Here is a 16,639-nt window from a genome sequence, read left to right as displayed (position 1 = left end):
CATTAATACTGATTAAACATTTCCTGAATCTGCTTAGGATCTTTGGTTTCGGTCAGCGCCAGCTGCAGCAGAACACGCGCTTTTTGCGGGTTCAGCGAGCCTGAAGCCACAAACCCGTATTTCGCATCATCCACTTCCGCATCCTGGGTAGTTGCCCCCGTCGGTACACGGGATGAACGTACGACTACCGTACCTTTATGCGCGGCAGTTGCCAGCGTATCAAAAATGGTTTTATACAGGTTGCCGTTACCGACACCCGCACTGACGATCCCGGCGTAACCGGCATCAACCAGCGCTTTTGCCGGCAGGTCAGAAGCATTCGCGTAGTTGTAAACAATCCCCACTTTCGGCAGCTCGGTCAGCTTAGAAACATCAAACGGAGTCGATGTGGTGTGCTTACGCGCAGGCGTACGCTGGTAGTCGATTTTTCCGTTATGGATATAACCCAGCGGGCCATAGTTAACGGATTTGAAGGTAGCGACATCGGTGGTATTGGTTTTGGTCACGTCGCGACCATCCATAACGGTGTCGTTCATCACCACCAGCACACCACGGTTAGCAGAGGCTTTATCTGCGGCGGTTACCACTGCGTTATACAGGTTGAATGGACCATCGGCGCTCATACCCGTAGACGGACGCATTGCGCCGACCAGTACCACCGGCTTGTTGCACTTGACGGTCAGGTCGAGGAAATAGGCGGTTTCTTCCATGGTATCCGTACCATGCGTTACCACGAAGCCGTCGGTTTTATCACACTCGGTATTAATCTTTTTCGCCAGCGTTAACCAGACTTCGTCATTCATATCCTGGGAGCCGATGTTCACCACCTGCTCGCCTTTAACAACGGCGATATCTTTCAACTGAGGTACGGCCTCAACCAGATTTTCTACGCCAACCTTGCCTGCCGTGTAGTTAGATTTTGTCGCGGAATCACCGCCGCCGGCAATCGTCCCACCGGTCGCTAAAATGGTGATGTTTGGCAGTGCAAGCGCCGCGCCGCTGAAACCCATAACCAGTGCAGCAAGTGCCGTCTTCTTGAAAAACTCCATGTTATTTCTCCAGTTACTTGAATTTGCAGCATTATGTCCATCCCACAGATGAATAATGTGACGCAATCCAATTAACCAGATTTATATCTCCATCAAATTGTCATTCTTAGAGATGGATATCAAAAAAGAAGATAAACACAAAATAAAACGGCACAGAAATGTTTCTGTGCCGTTAAAAAGAGGTGAAGATTATTTCAGAGTGCTAACCAGAGTTTTACGATCGTTTTCCAGCGTCACGACGCGGGCGCAAACATCTTTGCCAAACTGCTGGAAGTCTTGTTCCTGATTCTTCCATTCGTTCTGAATTGACGTTTGCAAACCACCCAGACTACCGAGCACGCCCTGCAGCGGATTACCACCGCCTTTGAGCACGGCTTTCGCCCCCATCTCGTTGATGCTATCCTGCAAAATGCCGCCCATCGCCTGATTGACCAGCTGTTGGCCATCAGCACGCACCTGATCGATTGCCTTATAATGGAAGGTCAGGCCATCTGTACGGTGCTCGATGATACGATTCATCTGCTCTTTCAATTGCGCATCAAGCTTGGTTAAGCGGCCGCGCATATTGCTGCTTTCACCCACTTCTTTGGCGATGATTTTATCCAGCGCCACGCGTCCTTTTTCCACGCGCGCTCTGGCTCCCTCATCAATCCATGGCAGACTGCTTCGCAATGCCGCCTGATAATCTTTTGCCTGCTCACGCTGTGCAGCATTCAGGGTGTACTGTTTGCCGTTGAAGGTGACGTTGCCAGCCGGCGTGATAACCAGATCGCCGTTTTCGCCTTTCACCTGCACCGTTTGCGGACTCAAAATCACATCGTCACGTGGGGTGACGCTGCACTGATAATCTGCATGTGCGGCCATCGCCGTGAACGTGAGGACTGCCGCCAGCAGCGTTTTGCGCATCATATCTATCCCTCAATACAAATCGGGCCGGCATTTGCCGACCCTGTGCTACTTAGTCCCACCAAACATCGAAAAGTTCGCTGGTGCGCACTTCTTCAAGTTTGTGCTCTTCCAGCCACTTACGGACAATCGCCTGATGCTCTTCGGTGCATTTGCCGATTTCCTGCAGGCAGATCAGACCTTCCCAGGCCAGATAGCCGCTGCCGTCAAAAGCCAGCTTGTTCGGCTCAATCACTTCCTCAATAAAGTCATCAACGATTTTATCGACCTGCTCGCCCGATGTACCTTCCGGGAAACGCCATGCAACCGAAAATCCGACTTCCTGGAATTCGTCGATGTGCATTTTTTTACGCAAACGACGGCTACGGTTCTTTGCCATTATTTCACCCTCTCGAACATTAAGTCCCATACGCCGTGGCCAAGACGATGACCACGTTGTTCAAATTTGGTTACCGGGCGCGATTGTGGGCGCGGTACATAATCGTTACTCTCTGACTGGTTTTTATACCCGTCAATCGAGGACATCACTTCCAGCATGTGCTCCGCATAGGCTTCCCAGTCGGTCGCCATATGGAACACGCCGCCCAGCTTCAGCTTGCTTAAGATATGCTCAGCAAACGGTACCTGAACGATACGGCGTTTATTATGACGTGCTTTATGCCACGGGTCAGGGAAAAACAGCTGAACCATAGATAAAGAATTGTCAGGAATCATTTTATGCAGGACTTCAACGGCATCATGACACATGACGCGCAGGTTCTCGACGCCCTCTTCATGGGCTGAAGCCAGACACGCGCCAACGCCCGGCGAGTGAACCTCAATGCCGAGGAAATTTTGTTCCGGGCACGCTTTCGCCATCGCTACCAGCGAAGCACCCATACCAAAACCAATTTCCAGCGTCACTGGCGCATCGCGACCAAACAGCGTTGTGAAATCCACGGGCTCTTCGCTGAACTCAACGCCCATCACCGGCCAGTAGTTTTCCAGCGCGTGTTCCTGCCCTTTCGTCAGTCGCCCCTGGCGACGAACAAAACTACGAATCCGGCGCAAAGGGCGGCCGTTTTCATCAAATTCCGGTGAAATGACGTCGTTCTTCATAAAAGTTTAGTCTGCTGTGTTTGAGTTCTGAAAACGGGCATTATCCAAAGTTAGTTGCCGGATGCAAGTAAAGGAAGAAAGTGAGCAGCGGAAAGTTCCGGTTTACACCCCGTTGCCGCTGTGCTGCAATCTTGCCCCCGGCAATAATGAAACGGTAATCATGCAAGCGTCTCAATTTTCGGCTCAGGTTTTGAGCTGGTACGACAAATACGGGCGGAAAACGCTGCCCTGGCAAATTGACAAGACGCCTTACAAAGTATGGCTCTCAGAAGTCATGCTGCAACAAACCCAGGTTGCGACCGTCATCCCTTATTATGAGCGTTTTATGGCGCGCTTCCCAACGGTAACGGATTTAGCCCATGCGCCGCTGGATGAAGTGTTGCATTTGTGGACCGGGCTGGGTTATTACGCCCGAGCACGGAATCTGCATAAAGCCGCGCAGCAGGTTGTGACGCTGCATAGCGGTATATTTCCGCAAACCTTTGATGAGGTGGCCGCCCTGCCTGGCGTCGGACGTTCAACCGCAGGCGCGATTCTTTCTCTCTCTCTGGGTCAGCATTTTCCGATTCTCGACGGTAACGTCAAACGCGTGCTGGCTCGCTGTTATGCTGTAAGCGGCTGGCCGGGTAGAAAAGAGGTCGAAAAGAAGCTGTGGGAGTTGAGCGAGCAGGTCACGCCCGCCCACGGCGTTGAGCGTTTCAACCAGGCAATGATGGATTTAGGGGCAATGGTCTGTACGCGCTCAAAACCTAAATGTTCCCTGTGTCCGTTGGAAAATGGCTGTGTGGCGACCGCCAATGCAAGCTGGGCACAATACCCCGGTAAAAAGCCCAAACAGACGTTACCCGAACGGACGGGCTATTTTTTACTGATGCAACATGATGATGAGGTGCTGCTCGCGCAGCGCCCACCCAGCGGCTTATGGGGGGGATTATACTGTTTTCCGCAGTTTGACGATGAAGATGGACTTCGTCAGTGGCTGGCGCAACGACAAATTAACGCAGATAATCTGACCCAACTTAATGCGTTTCGCCATACCTTTAGCCATTTCCATTTAGATATTGTGCCTATGTGGCTTCGCGTGTCCTCATTCACCGCATGCATGGATGAAGGCAACGCGCTCTGGTATAACTTAGCGCAACCGCCGTCAGTCGGCCTGGCGGCTCCCGTGGAGCGTTTGTTACAGCAATTACGCGCCGGTACGCAGATTTAACGTATCGGTCGATAGAGAGGATTTTTTTATGAGCAGAACAATTTTTTGCACTTTCCTGCAACGCGAAGCCGAAGGCCAGGATTTTCAGCTGTACCCGGGCGACCTGGGAAAACGCATTTATAACGAGATTTCTAAAGAAGCGTGGGCGCAGTGGCAGCATAAACAAACCATGCTGATTAACGAGAAAAAACTCAATATGATGAACGTCGAGCACCGCAAACTGCTGGAGCAGGAAATGATCAACTTCCTGTTTGAAGGCAAAGATGTGCATATTGAAGGCTATACACCAGAGTCATAAGAACCGTTGCCGGATGGCGCTGCGCTTATCCGGCCTACGATTTAATCTGGTCCTTGCAAATAACAAACACAACATGCACTCCCGGAATGATGAAAAAATTTCTCGCGCTTGCCGTTATTGCGCCGTTGCTCATCTCCTGTTCCAGTTCGACCAAGAAAGGCGATTCCTATAATGAAGCCTGGGTCAAGGATACCAACGGTTTTGATATTCTGATGGGGCAGTTTGCCCATAACATTGAGAATCTGTGGGGATTTAAGGAAGTGCTGATTGCGGGTCCGAAGGACTACGTGAAGTATACCGATCAGTATCAAACCCGCAGCCATATCAACTTCGATGACGGTACAATCACCGTCGAGACCATTGCCGGGACAGACCCCGCCGGACACCTGCGTCGGGCGATCATCAAGACATTGCTGATGGGCGATGATCCGGGTTCTATCGATCTCTATTCCGATGTCGATGACATCAAAATTTCCAAAGAACCGTTCCTATACGGGCAGGTGGTGGATAACACCGGCCAACCGATTCGCTGGGAGGGACGTGCCACCAACTTCGCCAACTACCTGCTGCAAACGCGACTGAAGAGCCGCAGCAACGGCCTGCGCATTATCTATAGCGTGACCATTAATCTGGTGCCAAACCACCTTGATAAGCGTGCGCATAAGTACGTTGGTATGGTGCGTCAGGCATCACGGAAGTATGGCGTTGATGAGTCGCTGATTCTGGCTATCATGCAGACCGAATCCTCTTTTAACCCCTATGCGGTCAGCCATGCCGATGCACTGGGACTCATGCAGGTAGTACAACATAGCGCCGGGAAAGATGTGTTCCGTTCTCAGGGGCGCTCAGGTACCCCAAGCCGCAGCTTCCTGTTCGACCCGGCCAGCAACATTGATACGGGGACGGCCTATCTGGCGATGCTCAACAACGTCTATCTGGGCGGTATTGATAATCCAACCTCGCGTCGCTATGCGGTCATCACCGCCTATAACGGCGGCGCGGGAAGCGTGCTACGCGTTTTCTCTAACGATAAAATTCAGGCCGCAAATATTATCAATAGCATGTCACCAGGGGACGTTTACCAAACGCTGACCACACGACATCCCTCTGCAGAATCACGTCGCTATCTTTACAAGGTCAATTCCGCACAGAAAACCTATCGACGTCGATAATCCCCTCCTCCTCTGCCCGCTCATTCCCGCAGCAGAGGAGGGAAAAGTGTTAACTCAGTCACTATTTTGCTTTGCAATTAGAAATTGTTTGCAAATATTTGTCACAGCTAACAAAAAAAGAGTGTCTCTCATTGATAGAATCACATCATATTGCAACGGCAAATGTGCCTTTTAAAACATCCATCCGCATTACGGTGTGAGGAAATTAACATGAATCTTAAGCTGCAGCTGAAAGTTCTCTCGTTTCTGCAGTTCTGCCTGTGGGGGAGTTGGCTGACAACCCTCGGCTCCTATATGTTTGTCACCCTTAAATTTGACGGTGCTTCCATCGGCGCAGTGTATAGCTCGCTGGGGATTGCCGCCGTGTTTATGCCGACCCTGTTAGGGATCGTGGCAGACAAATGGATCAGTGCGAAATGGGTTTATGCGCTTTGCCACCTGGTCGGTGCAGGAACGCTGTTCGCCGCAGCCGAAGTGACTACGCCTGGGGCCATGTTCTTTGTGATTTTGCTTAACTCGCTGGCCTATATGCCAACGCTCGGGTTAATCAACACCATCTCTTACTATCGCCTGCAGTCTGCCGGGATGGATATTGTCACCGACTTCCCGCCAATCCGCATCTGGGGCACCATCGGCTTTATTCTGGCCATGTGGGCGGTTAGCTTCTCTGGCTTTGAACTGAGCCACATGCAGCTTTATATCGGCGCAACGTTATCCGTCGTATTGGTCCTGTTCACCCTGACGCTGCCGCATATTCCAGTTGCTAACCAGCAGAAAAACCAGAGCTGGACATCAATGCTCGGTCTGGATGCTTTCGCACTGTTTAAAAACAAACGTATGGCGATTTTCTTCATCTTCTCAATGATGCTGGGCGCAGAGCTGCAGATTACCAATATGTTCGGTAATACCTTCCTGCACAGCTTCGATAACAACCCGCTGTTCTCTGGTAGCTTTATCGTTGAGCACGCGTCGGTGATGATGTCGATTTCCCAGATCTCTGAAACCCTGTTTATCCTGACCATTCCGTTCTTCTTAAGCCGTTACGGTATCAAGAACGTTATGCTTATCAGTATTGTGGCGTGGATGCTGCGCTTCGGCCTGTTTGCCTACGGCGATCCAACGCCGTTCGGTACCGTGCTGCTGGTTCTGTCGATGATTGTTTACGGTTGCGCCTTCGACTTCTTCAACATCTCGGGCTCCGTGTTTGTAGAGAAAGAGGTACGTCCTGAAATCCGCGCCAGTGCACAGGGTATGTTCCTGATGATGACCAACGGTTTCGGTTGTATTCTGGGTGGCCTGGTTAGCGGTAAAGTGGTTGAGTACTACACGCTGAATGGTATCACTGACTGGCAGACAGTGTGGCTGATCTTCGCTGGCTACTCACTGGTTCTGGCCTTCGCTTTCGTGGCACTGTTTAAATATAAACACGTACGCGTTCCGACTGGCACGCAGACTATCGCACATTAATCTTTATTGATGAAAGAAGGTCACCTAATGGTGACCTTCTTTTTGGCCAGATGGCGCTTACTTCACAACATAACCATACAGGCGCTTAATACCGTCCGCATCAGTCTCACTGTAAACACCCTGCAGCTCCGGCGAAAAGCCCGGCAGCAGGTTCACGCCCTCTTCCAGCGCCAGAAAATAACGCTGTACCGCCCCGCCCCATACTTCACCAGGCACCACGCACAGCACACCTGGAGGATAAGGCAACGCTCCCTCAGCGGCTATACGGCCTTCCGCATCGCAAATGCGAACCAGTTCAACATCACCACGAATAAAAGCGCTGTTGGCATCCTGCGGGTTCATCGCCACGGCAGGCAGGCTCGCCTGACGGAACATGGCCTTTTGCAGATCCTTCACATCAAAGCTGACGTACAGTGAATGCATCTCCTGACACAGCTCACGCAACGTGTAGTCCCGGTAGCGTACCGGATACTTATTGAAGATTGTCGGCAACACGTCAGCCAGCGGCGTGTCATCTTCAATATGCTGTTCAAACTGCGCCAACATCGCCACCAGTTGTGCCATTTTTTCTGCGCTTTCTGCCGGAGTGAGCAGGAACAGAATCGAGTTCAGATCGCATTTCTCCGGCACGATGCCATTTTCACGCAGGTAGTGCGCCAGGATCGTTGCCGGGATACCGAACGCCGTGTATTTCCCGGTTTGTGCATCAATGCCGGGGGTGGTTAGCAGCAACTTGCAGGGATCGACAAAATACTGGTCACGCGCATAACCGGAAAAGCCATGCCATTTTTCGCCAGGTTCAAAGCTAAAGAAGCGACGCTCGCTGGCAATCACCGCCGTTGCATAGGTTTCCCACGGTTTACCATCAACCAACGGGGGAATAAACGGCTGAACCATCTTACAGCGGGTAAGTATCGCTTTACGGGCCTCAATTCCCAGCGCCACGCACTCCGCCCATAACCGACGACCGCTCTCGCCTTCATGGATTTTGGCATTAACATCCAGCGCCGCAAACAGCGGATAAAACGGGCTGGTGGAAGCATGCAGCATAAACGCGTTGTTCAGGCGCTTATGCGGGCAGAAACGCGCCTGACCACGAATATGGTTATCTTTTTTGTGGATCTGCGAGGTTTGCGAGAATCCGGCCTGCTGTTTATGCACCGACTGGGTGACAAAGATCCCCGGATCGTTAGCATTAAGCTCCAGCAGCAGCGGCGAGCCATCGGCCATCATCGGGATAAACTGTTCGTAGCCAACCCACGCGGAATCAAACAGGATGTAATCACACAGACTACCGATCTTGTCGATCACCTGCCGGGCGTTGTAGATCGTGCCGTCATAAGTGCCGAGTTGAATGATCGCCAGACGGAACGGACGCGGCTGGTCAGCCTTTTGCGGTGCGACTTCACGGATCTGCTGGCGCAGATACGCCTCATCAAAGCAGTGTTCATCAATGCCGCCAATAAAGCCAAACGGATTACGCGCCGCTTCCAGATAGACCGGCGTAGCGCCCGCCTGGATCAGCGCGCCGTGGTGGTTCGACTTATGGTTGTTACGGTCAAACAGCACCAGATCGCCGCGCGTCAGCAGCGCATTAGTTACCACTTTATTGGCCGCAGAGGTCCCATTCAGCACAAAGTAGGTTTTATCCGCGTGGAAAACTTTCGCGGCAAATTTCTGCGCATGTTTTGCCGAGCCTTCATGAATCAGCAGATCGCCGAGCTTAACGTCAGCGTTGCACATGTCCGCACGAAACAGGTTCTCGCCAAAGAATTCATAGAAATGACGACCCGCAGGGTGCTTCTTAAAAAACTCGCCATGCTGGTGTCCCGGACAGGCAAAGGTGCTGTTCCCCATTTCAACATACTGCGTCAGCGTGTCATAGAATGGCGGCAGCAGATCTTCCTCATAGCGACAGGCGGCAGACTCCAGCTCCAGCCAGTCCTGCGCATTGCCGCAGATAACCGCCTCAACGTCGGCGGGTATATCCACGTTGGTCTCTGAAAATATAAACACCGGTATGTGAAACCCGGTGCGTTTCAGCAAAGCCAGGATCCCGCTGCGGCTGTCCGCAACGGTAATGACGACTGCCGCGACGTCAGTAAAATCGGTACTGTCCAGCTTCACCACCTTGCGATGAGTAGACAGACGAGAAACCAGTTCACCACTGGCGGCAATATTCATTGATTTCATAAGCGCAAAAACCCGTATCGGGAGAATCAAAAGTCCCGGGCAAAGCCGCATTGCTAAGCCCCACGAAATGACAGGTCAAACTGGTCACCAGCCCCGACCGCCAGACATCAGTAAAAGCAGATAGCCTCTGATTTTACTGTTATCCTGCAGTGAGCGTGCGCTGCCGTCACCGCATGGTGAGAGAATAAAGAGATGTCGCAGGAAGGGGCAAACGTCGCGCAGAAAGGTGATGTAAGGGTAATAATAACATCCCAGGCAGCCCCATTAAGACAGGAGAAAATTCGCGCAATCATGGCAGCTTTCACTATCAGGCGCAAGATAAAATCCAGTGCATAGACCTCACAGATAAACAAGCATTTCGTCTGCCATTCGCGGCATAATAATGCAATCTGAAAACATAATTTACCCAGAGAATTGCCTTTAGCATCAAGACGATAATGGGTATGCAGGAGCAAACGTGGTAATTGGACCCTTTATTAATGCTGGTGCCATTTTATTTGGTGGTGTTCTCGGCGCACTACTCAGCCAGCATTTACCAGAACGCATTCGTGCCTCCATGACCTCCATATTCGGACTGTGCTCTTTGGGGATTGGTATTTTGCTGGTTATCAAATGCGCTAACCTACCGGTGATGGTTCTGGCTACGTTGGTCGGTGCATTAATTGGCGAGTTCTGTTATCTGGAAAAAGGGATCAATACCGCGGTCGCCAAAGCGCAGCAGCTTTTCACCCGGTCGGATGCCAACACCACGCACGAATCCTTCATCCAGAGCTATGTGGCCATCATCGTGCTGTTTTGCGCCAGCGGGACCGGGATCTTCGGGGCGATCCATGAAGGGATGACCGGCGATCCTAATATTTTAATCGCGAAGTCATTTCTCGATTTCTTCACCGCTATTATCTTCGCCTGCTCGCTAGGGATCGCCGTGTCTGCCATTTTCATACCGATGCTGGCAATCCAGTTGACGCTCGCCACCTGCGCGGCTCTGATTTTACCGCTGACAACCCCAGCCATGATGGCCGATTTCAGCGCGGTAGGCGGACTGCTGTTGCTGGCGACGGGTCTACGTATTTGCGGAATCAAAATGTTTGCGGTGGTGAATATGCTTCCCGCCCTGCTACTGGCAATGCCGCTTTCTGCAGCATGGACAGCATTTTTTGCCTGAGAATGCGTGCAATACCAGCAATGTGGTGATAGATTGTGCAGTCTGCATTGATTTGAAGAAATTTCGTTGACGAAACGAAGTGAATCGGGTTTAATGCGCCTCGTTGCCCGGATAGCTCAGTCGGTAGAGCAGGGGATTGAAAATCCCCGTGTCCTTGGTTCGATTCCGAGTCCGGGCACCAATATTCATAAGGCCTCGCTGCAAAGCGGGGCTTTTTCCTTTTCTGGCTACGGTAGATTTCTGGTCGTTGCAACACGTTATTTGTTTGCTGGATTTCTCGCCATTTTCGCAGATGTTCGTTACTTTTAGACACCTCAACACCCTCTGATGTGCCTCTTCCTTACCCCACTGCTACGGTCTTTCTACGGTCCTCTACGGTTCCTTTCTCTAAGATTATTCATAATGAAGCAGAGAATACGGGGGAAATGGGGGATTCCATGATTTACTTTATTTAACAACAAATTACCTGTCCCTCCCCCCGGGGGAAGACCGGGGAGACTCCTCTTCAGGTAAGGGGGAAAAGCTCAGCGTCATCAACTCCCCTTGTCAGTCGGGTGTTTCCACCATCTACTCCACCTGTAATATTCCTGTTTTTCCCCTTATGATTCTTCGCATCAGCAAAATCCCCCGCTTTCCACGTCATAGTAGGCTGATTTACCAGTAGAAGGATAATTGAGTTAAACATATTGGACTGCTAAATTTGAGTGTCCACTCTGAGCGATGAGCCGACATTGACCTTAGCTCATACTTGAACCGTTCTCTGGATATTCTATATAAGCGAATGGTTTGGTTAAACTGGATGCTTATATTCAAAAGAAGAAATAACGTGAGCGCGATGCAGCTGCTGGCTCGATGAGACTTGAAATCATCAGATTTAATCAGAGTTATTATATAAATGCTATATATAACCGCATAAACTAAATTACCTAGACAAACTCGCCGAAACGGGTTTGCCTAGCCTTTAATATGAATTTAAAAATCCTTTAAGCCATTTCCGGGAACAATTCTCCAACCTTATCCTCTACTGTATCTGCAATTGATTTTGCTTTGTCTTTTTCATTCAAAATAGAGAGCGTACTACGATATTCAGGAGCAAGTGCATACTCTGTAAATGACGCATCAAAACCAAGTGATTTAACCTTACTCTCAATATCTGATAGTTTAATCTTAAAGAATTCCTTTCGATTGTTAACCATATTTATTCGGTGCGAAGAAAATTCATTATGCAAGCTAGTTTCAAGTGCTGGAGCATCATCAGAGTAAATCAAAGCATGGATATCAAATTTAAATGGCACTGATGCAGAACCCAGTTCATTAACACGCTCTTCAGGTTCAAGTCGTCTTGTTAAACCAATTTTATAGACATTCTCTCCAAACGCTCCAATATTAGAAATTACATAGACATGGCCGCTTCGGGTTAACTGAGCCTGAGATTTAGCGCGTTCAGACAAGGCCCTTGCCTCTTCAACCTGAAGTTCGAGATCAGCAATTTTGGCTTCGATACGGGATTTTTCTTCAGCATTTGCCTTTTCAAGCTCTTTTCTTGCTCTTTCCATTGCCTTCTGGAAGTCTTTCTCTGCCTTTTGCTCATCGCGAATAGCTTTCTCATATTCACGCTGTGCTTTCTCTTCCTCTCGTTGCAACTCACGTTCTTCTCTAAGAATATCTTTCTCATCCTGAATTTTAAGTTCTTTTTCGTGGCAAAGCAGTAATTCTTCCAGCCGCAAATTCAGATAATCATAAGTGATACTTATATTCATTGATTGTCCAAATTTATTGAGTGCATCAAAAGCGCTTTCAATACGTTTTTTTAGTTGTTCAACATTTCCTGCCTTGATTTTTCCTATTGCGGCGTCACACTCGCTATTGAATGCTCTGACTAGCAATTTCACATAACGCTTGATCATTTTTTTACCTTCCGACTTACTACCATTCACCTCCCAGCTGGTATTAAAGTCACAAGCAGCATCTTGTCGAATTAGACTTTTCTGCCTTTCTTTATTGTAACTAATGGCTTCCTGGAAAGCTTTGGAATCATGATAGTCGAAACGCGGTTTATACATACCATAATCAATCATATCAACAGAATCACTAACTTCTGCTAATTTTGCAGAGAGATCCAACAGGAGCTGGCGTTTCTCATTATACGATTTTTTTAAGTCGGTTAGCTCTTGCTCCTGAGACACAATGAGCTCTCTCGCTATTTTTTCACGCCTCTGTATATCTGCATATTTATCTTTAACCTCTTTATCTATCGCCTGGCGTTTTTCATTCACTTCACTATCTATTTCAGTACGCTTGTCTTTCACTTCTTTATCAATAGCATTGCGGCTGGACTTTTCTTCATCATCCATAGCCTTTTTCATTTTTCGTGCTTCTTCTTCAAGATCAACAATCTTGCTATAACGTAAAAGATCGATTGTATGTTTTTTCTTCAATAAAATATGCATCGTAATCATAATCACGAATAAAACAACAAGAATACCTACCGCTATCGCTAGTCCCAAGACCATTTAAAAAATCCTTTCCCATTATAAAAGTAAGGAAATAGTACCAAATGTTGCCATGACTATCATGGTGTCATGTTCATGTATTCTATCCTGAAAACACTAAGTACAACGAATAGGCAATGCTACTGGTCCTTATGGCATGTAATTGTACCCGGCTGAAACACATATTATTTCTGTGAACTCTTCCCTAACGGCAATCTTTCCCCTTAAGACCAGAATCAGACCGTAAAACCTGCTCTTTCTGCATTTCTCGTCTTCATTCATCTCATGTGGCACCTGTATTCCCTTTGCCACACCAGAAAATCAACTCAGCCATTAACAGCGCCGTGCCGGGGATGGGTCAACCCTGACGTTCTTTACACCAGTCACAGGAGCTAATATGTCCAGTCCGAAACGTTTCCGTTTTACCAGTCAGCTCATTAAATCCCTTCCCCCAAACTCATCAGACTCACGCAGTACCGATGCCGAATACAGCGATACCGAGATTTCGGGTCTGAAGTGTCTGGTCAGCAAAGGTGAAGGACGTAAAAAATTCTTGCTCCGCTACCTCTATCATGGACGAAAACGCGCCATCGCCATTGGCCACTGGCCTGAGGTCGATGTCACCTTAGCACGCAAGATTGCCATAGAGCATAAACGCTCGCTTGCCACCGGGACTGACCCTAAGCAGGAACGTGAAAACAAGAGACAAGAGATGACATTTGATGAACTCTTTAACCAGCATTATCTGGTTTGGGCAAAATCCGCGAAACGTAGTTGGGGCAAGGATGTTCAGCGCTACCGGGATCATATCCGCCCCGCCATTGGTCAGATGCTGCTGAGCGATATCACACCCAGCGCCGTTCTTCGGCTTCAGCAAACGCTAAGTATGTCACTGTCAGCAGCCACCTGTAACCGTGTCATCGTACTCATTAAAGCGGTGTTTACCTGGGCCGGGAGACAAAGCCTTACCTCTGTTCATCCGGCAAGGGTGGTACAGCTTCTCAGGGAAAACAACACCCGGCAACGCTATTTCACCGAGGACGAAATTCGTCGTATTTTCCTCTCCGCCGATAAAGATATCAGCCCCGTCGCTGCCCGCTATGTCAAACTGTTGCTGCTCACCGGGCTTCGGCGCGATGAACTACGTCTGGCAAAGTGGGAACACCTTGACCCGGTAAAACGCACCTTATGGCTACCCCAAACCAAGAATGGCTATGGGCGGATTGTTCATCTTAACTCACTGGCACTGGACGTTATCAGAACACTGCCAACGCAGCGGGGAAATCCATGGTTGTTTATCGGCAAAAAGCAGGGAATGCCGCTGAATAATCCGGTTAAAGCCTTTCAACGGATCGTTCGTCGGGCGGGCATTTTTGACAAAAAGGTGTGTATTCATACCTGTCGCCATTCGGTTGCCGCACTGATCGTTTCCTACGGTGGAACACTGTATGACGTTCAGTCTCAGCTGGGGCATCGCAGCAGTCAGTCATCACAACGGTATGCGCATCTTCATCCTCAGCGCTTACAGAACACCAGCCAGCTACTGGCGGAAAGGATAACAGCTCAGCTACCGTCCTTGCGATAACAGAGAAGCAGAGGCAAATGCCCCTGCTTTTTTTGCATACCATCAGAACTCGGCTGAAATATTACAGTGGAGAAACGATCGTTTTATCTGGTAGAAAACGCCTTCAACATCACTGTTCTGAACACGTTTTTTGTAATGCCCTTTACTTTCCGGCTCAAGATAATTTTTGGCAGAAAGGAGCTTAGCTACCTCTGCGGATTTACGGTTATGTCGCCTGCACCAGTCGTCAAATACAGGCGCAAAAATCATCAAATCCTGAGTTTTAGGATGTGTATACCCCCAGTGATTGCTGGGTATATAGGCCTCTTTATCCTGTAGCGGTACAAAATGCGCGGCCTGTCGTTTGATAAGTTCCAGTTGAATGGCGCTTAATGCTTCTTTAACCGGGTTGTACTGGTTCAGTCCATCATCCAGCCAGCGGCGAACCGCGCTCATCACCGAATCGTTAATCATTTGCGGTTCAAATGGCAGGATGCCCCACTCCGCAGCCATACCGCCAGCAACAAGGCAAATAGCAAAGCGTTTTAACGCCCGGTGCTGAATATCGGAAAGAACATATCCGTCTGACTGCAGATCCTCCGCGAGCATCTTGCAACATTCTTCCGTCGTCTCCTTTATCTGTTCGGATAATTCACTGTATGACATCAAGCTACCATCATCATTCTGCTGCGACAAAAAGCAGGCAATGAAGGCTTTCCCCGCCGTACCATACTGTTCCGCCAGTTCAGCTTTGAGGATATCAGCGCGGCGACGTACCTCTCCGACGGGTTCACCTTCTTTTGCAGCGTCTTCCGGCAGAATATTCAGGCTGATAGCCCGATGTTCCTGCCCTCCCTGAAGCTGTTCATTGCGGGAAGCCAGCTTTTCCGGTATAGACATTTCGCCGGAGGACAGAATGAACGTCTTCCACAATACGGGTTTTCTTCCTGTGAGCGACTTATCCAGGCGATTTTTTGAGCGACCCGAGGTCATGTTATACAACAATGATGAGAATTTTCGATCATTGTAAGCGCCCATTTCATCAATACAGGCAACTAACCCAGAAAACTCACTGAGGTTGATTTCCAGTGCATTATCTGTTGTATTCCATCGCAGAATAGCGACGTCCGGATGACTACCGGGCTCACCGCCATGGGCATGTACAGACATTCCCACCTGAAGAACTACCGTTTTCCCCGTTGTCGAACCACCATAAAAATGAAACAACGCCACATCCATCCCGGCCATCCCAAGTAGCATTGATGCAAACGAGCTGCTGAGCGCAAACAACTGGGGCCATCCGTAAACATTCTCTTCAATAAGCGTTTTCCATTCTGCTAACGACCCTGACATGCGAATGCCTGAAAAAACCGATTTATGAGTAACAAGGTAATCAAAACCGGAGATCCCCCTGGCAACCGGCATATCACCATGCAAAAAGGCAGCTTCTCCTTCGACCATACCCATAGACTCTGCCACCAGATACATTGGCAGCGCCATCTTCATGCACGCATGAATGAATTTCTCAAAGTAAGCCCGGGCATGGACAGATGTCGTTACACCAAAGCCTCTGGACGCCAGAGCGGCAATGACCTGTTCCGGGTTTCTTGCAAGCTCATCCAGCGATACTGACGCCACGACATTTTCCCCGATGTAATTAATGGTCATCAGGTCAACACTCATGTTGTGCTGTTTGTTTTTAGAGCAGCATCTGGCGCAGGGGATGATGGGTGTAGAACTGATATGTACAACCTTTTTCCCTCTGGCGAAAAAGCTACCCGAGCTACCGTTATAGTAGCCCGCAGGAAGTCCAGCAGTACTTCCGCTCTGTGACGGCTCATCTTCATCCAGTTCAATTTCTATTGCTTTGTCCAGGATTTCTACCGCACGCGCCTCATTCAGCGACTTTTTCGCAAGGAACTGACTAAGTGACAGATCGATATCAGTCTCAATACCATCTGCCAGTTTGGTTAATTTATCGCCACTCATGACTGTTTCCTTAAATACAATATGAACAGCAGG

General features: G+C 49.3%; 13 protein-coding genes and 1 tRNA gene. 7 read left to right on the top strand and 7 right to left on the bottom strand.

The annotated features are described in order from the left end of the window. Window positions 1-2: 2 nt before the first annotated feature. The 4 genes from ansB to trmB all read right to left on the bottom strand — a co-directional run bounded on the left by ansB (window position 3) and on the right by trmB (window position 3,053). Window positions 3-1,049: an L-asparaginase 2 gene (ansB, locus tag RYZ59_RS14070; RefSeq protein WP_318048600.1), complete on the bottom strand. Its 1,047-nt coding sequence runs from the start codon at window positions 1,047-1,049 to the stop codon at window positions 3-5. A 189-nt stretch (window positions 1,050-1,238) separates the two neighbouring features. Next, the gene (locus tag RYZ59_RS14065; protein ID WP_202037789.1) at window positions 1,239-1,958 is read right to left on the bottom strand and encodes a DUF2884 domain-containing protein; all 720 of its coding nucleotides are present in this window, start codon (window positions 1,956-1,958) and stop codon (window positions 1,239-1,241) included. Window positions 1,959-2,007: 49 nt separating this feature from the next. Continuing rightward, on the bottom strand, window positions 2,008-2,334 hold the full coding sequence (locus tag RYZ59_RS14060) for a YggL family protein (protein WP_202037788.1): 327 nt from the start codon (window positions 2,332-2,334) through the stop codon (window positions 2,008-2,010). Further along, a complete protein-coding gene (trmB, locus tag RYZ59_RS14055; RefSeq protein WP_137382609.1) occupies window positions 2,334-3,053 on the bottom strand; it encodes a tRNA (guanosine(46)-N7)-methyltransferase TrmB in 720 nt (239 codons plus the stop codon). Before trmB ends, RYZ59_RS14060 begins: the two co-directional genes overlap by 1 nt. A 160-nt stretch (window positions 3,054-3,213) precedes the next feature. Between trmB and mutY the strand changes: the two genes are divergently transcribed. The 4 genes from mutY to RYZ59_RS14035 all read left to right on the top strand — a co-directional run bounded on the left by mutY (window position 3,214) and on the right by RYZ59_RS14035 (window position 7,203). Then, window positions 3,214-4,266, top strand: coding sequence for an A/G-specific adenine glycosylase (mutY, locus tag RYZ59_RS14050; protein ID WP_318048686.1), 1,053 nt, complete (start codon window positions 3,214-3,216; stop codon window positions 4,264-4,266). Between the two features lie 28 nt (window positions 4,267-4,294). Then, window positions 4,295-4,564, top strand: a complete 270-nt coding sequence (locus tag RYZ59_RS14045; RefSeq protein WP_003027126.1) for an oxidative damage protection protein — start codon at window positions 4,295-4,297, stop codon at window positions 4,562-4,564. Window positions 4,565-4,650: 86 nt separating this feature from the next. Beyond that, window positions 4,651-5,736, top strand: coding sequence for a membrane-bound lytic murein transglycosylase MltC (mltC, locus tag RYZ59_RS14040; RefSeq protein ID WP_137382608.1), 1,086 nt, complete (start codon window positions 4,651-4,653; stop codon window positions 5,734-5,736). A gap of 210 nt (window positions 5,737-5,946) precedes the next feature. Beyond that, on the top strand, window positions 5,947-7,203 hold the full coding sequence (locus tag RYZ59_RS14035) for a nucleoside permease (protein WP_137382607.1): 1,257 nt from the start codon (window positions 5,947-5,949) through the stop codon (window positions 7,201-7,203). A 57-nt stretch (window positions 7,204-7,260) separates the two neighbouring features. Here RYZ59_RS14035 and RYZ59_RS14030 read toward each other — a convergent pair whose 3' ends face one another. Further along, on the bottom strand, window positions 7,261-9,396 hold the full coding sequence (locus RYZ59_RS14030) for an ornithine decarboxylase (RefSeq protein WP_318048601.1): 2,136 nt from the start codon (window positions 9,394-9,396) through the stop codon (window positions 7,261-7,263). A 457-nt stretch (window positions 9,397-9,853) separates the two neighbouring features. On the opposite strand from RYZ59_RS14030, the gene RYZ59_RS14025 reads away from it, so the two are divergent. Both RYZ59_RS14025 and RYZ59_RS14020 read left to right on the top strand, forming a co-directional pair. Further along, window positions 9,854-10,561 (top strand): DUF554 domain-containing protein, encoded by a 708-nt coding sequence (locus RYZ59_RS14025; protein WP_202037783.1) that lies wholly within the window; start codon window positions 9,854-9,856, stop codon window positions 10,559-10,561. A 105-nt stretch (window positions 10,562-10,666) separates the two neighbouring features. After that, a tRNA-Phe gene (locus RYZ59_RS14020) sits at window positions 10,667-10,742 on the top strand. 802 nt (window positions 10,743-11,544) lie between these two features. On the opposite strand, the gene RYZ59_RS14015 is transcribed toward RYZ59_RS14020, so the two are convergent. Further along, window positions 11,545-13,074: a DUF4041 domain-containing protein gene (locus RYZ59_RS14015; protein ID WP_207292842.1), complete on the bottom strand. Its 1,530-nt coding sequence runs from the start codon at window positions 13,072-13,074 to the stop codon at window positions 11,545-11,547. 376 nt (window positions 13,075-13,450) lie between these two features. On the opposite strand from RYZ59_RS14015, the gene RYZ59_RS14010 reads away from it, so the two are divergent. Next, on the top strand, window positions 13,451-14,638 hold the full coding sequence (locus RYZ59_RS14010; protein WP_207292841.1) for a tyrosine-type recombinase/integrase: 1,188 nt from the start codon (window positions 13,451-13,453) through the stop codon (window positions 14,636-14,638). Window positions 14,639-14,680: 42 nt separating this feature from the next. On the opposite strand, the gene RYZ59_RS14005 is transcribed toward RYZ59_RS14010, so the two are convergent. After that, the gene (locus RYZ59_RS14005) at window positions 14,681-16,606 is read right to left on the bottom strand and encodes a DUF927 domain-containing protein (protein ID WP_207292840.1); all 1,926 of its coding nucleotides are present in this window, start codon (window positions 16,604-16,606) and stop codon (window positions 14,681-14,683) included. Window positions 16,607-16,639: the final 33 nt, after the last annotated feature.

It is taken from the genome of Citrobacter sp. HN-141 (assembly GCF_033341895.1).
In the GTDB taxonomy this organism is placed as follows: Bacteria; Pseudomonadota; Gammaproteobacteria; order Enterobacterales; family Enterobacteriaceae; genus Citrobacter.
The sequence above is the reverse complement of the archived record's forward strand: the minus strand, read 5'-3'. Positions and strand labels throughout refer to the sequence as shown.